This window comes from Raoultella sp. T31 (genome assembly GCF_002806725.1).
In the GTDB taxonomy this organism is placed as follows: domain Bacteria; phylum Pseudomonadota; class Gammaproteobacteria; order Enterobacterales; family Enterobacteriaceae; genus Klebsiella; species Klebsiella electrica.
On record NZ_PIBO01000075.1, the window covers coordinates 1 to 4,684 of the forward strand.

Consider the following 4,684-nt stretch of genomic DNA (forward strand, 5'->3'; position numbering starts at 1 on the left):
CGAATGCGCGAGCAGAACCACCGTAGGTTTTAGCCAGAACGGTAGTGATTGCAGCAGTCAGCGTTGTTTTACCATGGTCAACGTGGCCGATAGTACCGACGTTAACGTGCGGTTTTGTACGTTCAAACTTTTCTTTAGACATCGATTGTCCCTCTAAGACACGGATAAATCGGTGATATCACCACATCAACCGGGCAACATGCCCGACTTGTTGAATGCAATAAACAGAGAGAAACAGGGAAGGAGAGATAAAGAAGTGGTGCTGATACCCAGAGTCGAACTGGGGACCTCACCCTTACCAAGGGTGCGCTCTACCAACTGAGCCATATCAGCACGTCTGGAGCGGGCAGCGGGAATCGAACCCGCATCATCAGCTTGGAAGGCTGAGGTAATAGCCATTATACGATGCCCGCATCCTGAAACTCGGCTACCCAGTTCTTTCTATAACAAAAAAAAGAGATTTATCTCTTTTTCTGTTTGAGTTGATTAGTTTAACCAAGCAACTCTGGCTTCGCAAAGCGTTGCCGAAAGATGGTGGTGGGGGAAGGATTCGAACCTTCGAAGTCGATGACGGCAGATTTACAGTCTGCTCCCTTTGGCCGCTCGGGAACCCCACCAGGCACTTGATGGTGCCGACTACCGGAATCGAACTGGTGACCTACTGATTACAAGTCAGTTGCTCTACCTACTGAGCTAAGTCGGCATCAAGTAGCGCGCATTTTAGGGAGACCTGCGAGTTCATGCAACTAAAAAATTGCATAAAATGTTCCATTGCTCATATTTTGTGCTCAAACAAGGAAAACCGATGCAATTTCAAACAACGACGCACAAAAAAACGGCATTTACCCAGGCGTAAATCGCACGCTGACCCGGGATATTTTGTTAAAGACCGGCATTTTTGACCTCCTGGAAGGTTTCCTGCTCGTCTTTGTGCCCGATAATCGATCTTTTAGTGGGCAGAACAGGTATTCCAGCGTCACCTGACAGCATCGCTGGCAACCGCCTTCAGCGGCATTTATCGCTTACGTTATCTGAGCGCGCTGTTCACCTGATTGATAATTACCCGCAGACCCCGCTCTTGTGATGTCTGCATTAGAAAGCGCTATCCGATGAGTTTTTTTCTTATTATTCCTCGCAATCTGGTGTTACCCTCCTGCCCATTGTCCTGATTAACTTGTGTGAAGCATCCCTCGCTGCATGTGATTCGGCGATGCTAAGAACATGCTTATGAGCAAAAAAGAGCAGACGTTAATGACACCGTATCTACAATTTAACCGCAACCAATGGGCTGCACTTCGTGATTCCGTTCCGATGACGCTGACAGAGGAAGAAATCACGCGGTTAAAAGGCATCAACGAAGATCTTTCTCTTGAAGAAGTTGCCGAGATCTATTTGCCGCTGTCGCGTTTGCTTAATTTCTATATCAGTTCTAACTTGCGCCGTCAGGCCGTACTGGAGCAATTCCTCGGAACTAACGGTCAACGCATTCCCTATATCATCAGTATTGCCGGAAGCGTTGCGGTAGGGAAAAGTACAACGGCGCGCGTATTACAGGCGCTGCTCAGTCGCTGGCCGGAACATCGTCATGTTGAATTGATAACGACCGATGGCTTCCTGCATCCTAACGCCGTATTGAAAGAACGCGGGCTGATGAAGAAGAAAGGCTTCCCGCAATCCTATGATATGCATCGTCTGGTCAAATTCGTCTCTGACCTGAAATCCGGCATACCTAACGCTACCGCTCCGGTTTATTCGCATCTTATTTATGATGTGATCCCCGATGGAGATAAAACCGTTGCCCAGCCGGACATTTTGATTCTGGAAGGATTAAATGTTTTACAAAGCGGGATGGATTATCCTCATGATCCGCATCACGTATTTGTATCTGACTTCGTTGATTTCTCTATATATGTTGATGCGCCAGAAGAATTACTAAAAACGTGGTATATCAACCGCTTCTTAAAATTCCGTGAAGGGGCCTTTACCGATCCGGATTCTTATTTCCATAATTATGCGAAACTTTCCCGAGATGAAGCGGTGAACATTGCCACCTCATTATGGAATGAAATCAACCTTTTGAATTTAAAAGAAAATATATTACCAACCCGAGAGCGTGCGAGTCTGATCATGACGAAAAGTGCCAATCACTCCGTTGATCAGGTTCGGTTACGCAAATAAGTTTTACAGAAGATAAAAAGGGAGCCTCAGCTCCCTTTTTATTCGGCTTATTCTGCGCTACGCAACGATATTTCGCCACCAACCCAGGGTTTTATCACGCCATCCTGCTCAAGCAATAACGCGCCCTGAGTATCGATGCCGCGAGAAATACCGAATATTTCTTTATCGCCAATAATAAGCTTCACCGGACGGTTGAGGAAGTTATCTAATTTTTCCCAACGCGTCAGATATGGTGCCAGACCATCCTGCTCAAAGAGCTGCAGGCCAGCACGAAGCTCTTTAATCAGGCGCGCCGCCAGCGTATTACGATCGATAGAGACACCGGCTTCCTGCAGGCTAATCCATCCCTGGTTGACAACATCTGACTCGACGTGACGCATGGCCAGATTGATCCCCATCCCGCTGACTATCTGCGCCGCATCGCCGGTTTTTCCCGTCAGCTCGACCAAAATACCTGACAGTTTACGATCCTGAAGATAGAGGTCATTTGGCCACTTCACGCGAACCTCATCAGCCCCCAGACTCTGGAGCACTTCGGCAATAACAATCCCGATGACCAGACTCAATCCCACAGCGGCGGCAGGCCCTTGCTCCAGCCGCCAGTACATCGAGAGATAGAGGTTTGCGCCAAAGGGAGAAAACCACTTGCGCCCTCGACGACCGCGGCCTGCCTGCTGATATTCTGCAACGCAGGCATCGCCGGACTGCAGCTCATTAAGACGATCCAGTAAATACTGGTTCGTTGAGTCAATAACGGGAAGAACTGTCACCTGCCCATATTCGATCTGTGCAGCGATTCGCTTTTCATCTAATAACTGAATCGGCTCTGGCAGGCTGTAACCTTTACCAGGGACGGTGAACACATCAACCCCCCAGTCACGCAGAGTCTGAATATGCTTATTAATTGCCGCCCGACTCATTCCCAGACGCTCGCCCAGTTGCTCTCCGGAATGAAATTCGCCATCCGCTAAAATGGATATCAATGTCAGGGGGATTGTATTATCTCTCATGCAATAGCCTCCTCGGCATTCACTTCACCAGTTGCGCCAATAAAGCGCACTTCCGGCTGGAGCCAGACATTGAACTTCTCACCTACCTGCTGACGGACATAATGCGCCAGCTTAATCACATCGTCGCTGGTTGCCTGATTATCATTGATTAATACTAAAGCCTGCTGACGATGTACCGCGGCCCCGCCGATGGTTTTCCCTTTCAGCTGACATTGATCGATTAGCCAGCCTGCGGCCAGTTTTATACGGCCATCTGCTTGCGGGTAATGCGGAGCATTCGGGAACATGGCCAGTAGCGCCTGCCCTTTCCCGGCATCAATTACCGGGTTTTTAAAGAAACTGCCGGCATTACCACTCACTTTAGGATCCGGGAGCTTAGTCATTCGCATATGACAAACAGCATCGAATACCTGACGTGGAGTGACGGTCTGTCGATCAAGACGAGTCAGGTCACCGTAAGTTAATACCGGATCCCAGATTTTTGTCAGGCGAAAACCCACCGCAACAATGGCAAAGCGATCCTGGTATTCGTGTTTGAAAATACTGTCACGATAACCAAAGCGGCACTCACTCGCCGAAAGACGCTGCTGATGACCGGTTGCCAGCTCGATACAATCGACATACTGACAAACACGCTGTAGTTCGACGCCATATGCGCCGATATTCTGAATAGGGGAAGAGCCTGCACAACCAGGAATTAATGCGAGGTTTTCCAGACCCGGCATGTCATTATCCAGCGTAAACTGCACCAGTTGATGCCAGTTTTCTCCAGCCCCAACGTGTAGATGCCAGGCATCAGGCGTTTCCGTGACCTCAATTCCCATAATACGGTTGATTATCACCGTACCGGCGTAATCTTTCAGGAAGAGTACGTTGCTGCCTTCACCAAGGATCAAAACCGGCTGATCTTCTGCAGTGGCTTGTTGCCATGCGGACAATAGCTGCTGTTCATTTTCAGCACGTACAATCGCTTTGGCTATACGGTCGATGCCAAAGGTATTCCAGGGTTTGAGGGAGTGATTCATAGTGGCTTCCTGATGCAAAATCTGCACTAGTTTACCGTATCTGCTGGGGGAAGGCTTGCTTGATTGCGGCCTGGCGGGTATTCAGGATGCTTAAGTTAGTCATGGACAAAAACGCAAAAAGCCCGTCCGTGAGGACGGGCTGCTTTCGCCATAAACACCAGACAAAACAAAAGGCCCGGTCGAAAGACCGGGCCTTTTGTTTTATTTGATGCCTGGCAGTTTATGAATCACTCTGTGATTCACCCTTCGGGCCGTTGCTTCGCAACGTTCAAAAGCTTTCGCTTTTGTCCTACTCTCTCTCGAGTAGTGAACTGCCTCAAAGGTCAGTGCCATACTGCTAATTTGATGCCTGGCAGTTCCCTACTCTCACATGGGGAGACCCCACACTACCATCGGCGCTACGGCGTTTCACTTCTGAGTTCGGCATGGGGTCAGGTGGGACCACCGCGCTAGTGCCGCCAGGCAAATTCT

The 4,684-nt window shown here is 49.1% G+C and carries 4 protein-coding genes, 4 tRNA genes and 1 rRNA gene; 1 reads left to right on the forward strand and 8 read right to left on the reverse strand.

The genetic code is table 11. From position 1 onward, the window contains the following. The 5 genes from CWM52_RS25705 to CWM52_RS25725 all read right to left on the reverse strand — a co-directional run. A partial coding sequence (locus CWM52_RS25705) for a GTP-binding protein (protein ID WP_074437493.1) occupies positions 1-142 on the reverse strand: 142 nt, incomplete at its 3' end. Positions 143-257: 115 nt separating this feature from the next. Beyond that, positions 258-333 (reverse strand) — tRNA-Thr (locus CWM52_RS25710). A 5-nt stretch (positions 334-338) separates the two neighbouring features. After that, a tRNA-Gly gene (locus CWM52_RS25715) sits at positions 339-413 on the reverse strand. 119 nt (positions 414-532) lie between these two features. Beyond that, positions 533-617, reverse strand: a tRNA-Tyr gene (locus tag CWM52_RS25720). Between the two features lie 10 nt (positions 618-627). Continuing rightward, positions 628-703 (reverse strand) — tRNA-Thr (locus CWM52_RS25725). Positions 704-1,227: 524 nt separating this feature from the next. On the opposite strand from CWM52_RS25725, the gene coaA reads away from it, so the two are divergent. Beyond that, positions 1,228-2,178, forward strand: a complete 951-nt coding sequence (gene coaA / locus CWM52_RS25730) for a type I pantothenate kinase (RefSeq protein WP_094898638.1) — start codon at positions 1,228-1,230, stop codon at positions 2,176-2,178. Positions 2,179-2,225: 47 nt separating this feature from the next. On the opposite strand, the gene birA is transcribed toward coaA, so the two are convergent. The 3 genes from birA to rrf form a co-directional block, all read right to left on the reverse strand. Continuing rightward, a complete protein-coding gene (gene birA, locus CWM52_RS25735; RefSeq protein ID WP_100686645.1) occupies positions 2,226-3,188 on the reverse strand; it encodes a bifunctional biotin--[acetyl-CoA-carboxylase] ligase/biotin operon repressor BirA in 963 nt (320 codons plus the stop codon). Continuing rightward, positions 3,185-4,213, reverse strand: a complete 1,029-nt coding sequence (gene murB / locus CWM52_RS25740; RefSeq protein WP_100686646.1) for a UDP-N-acetylmuramate dehydrogenase — start codon at positions 4,211-4,213, stop codon at positions 3,185-3,187. Before murB ends, birA begins: the two co-directional genes overlap by 4 nt. Positions 4,214-4,560: 347 nt before the next feature. After that, positions 4,561-4,676: ribosomal RNA gene (gene rrf / locus CWM52_RS25745) — 5S ribosomal RNA — on the reverse strand. Between the last annotated feature and the right edge of the window lie 8 nt (positions 4,677-4,684).

Coding starts and splice junctions, on each gene's coding strand:
- murB (WP_100686646.1), bottom strand. CDS start 4,213: ATGAATCACTCCCTCAAACCCTGGAATACCTTTGGCATCGACCGTATA.
- coaA (WP_094898638.1), top strand. CDS start 1,228: ATGAGCAAAAAAGAGCAGACGTTAATGACACCGTATCTACAATTTAAC.
- birA (WP_100686645.1), bottom strand. CDS start 3,188: ATGAGAGATAATACAATCCCCCTGACATTGATATCCATTTTAGCGGAT.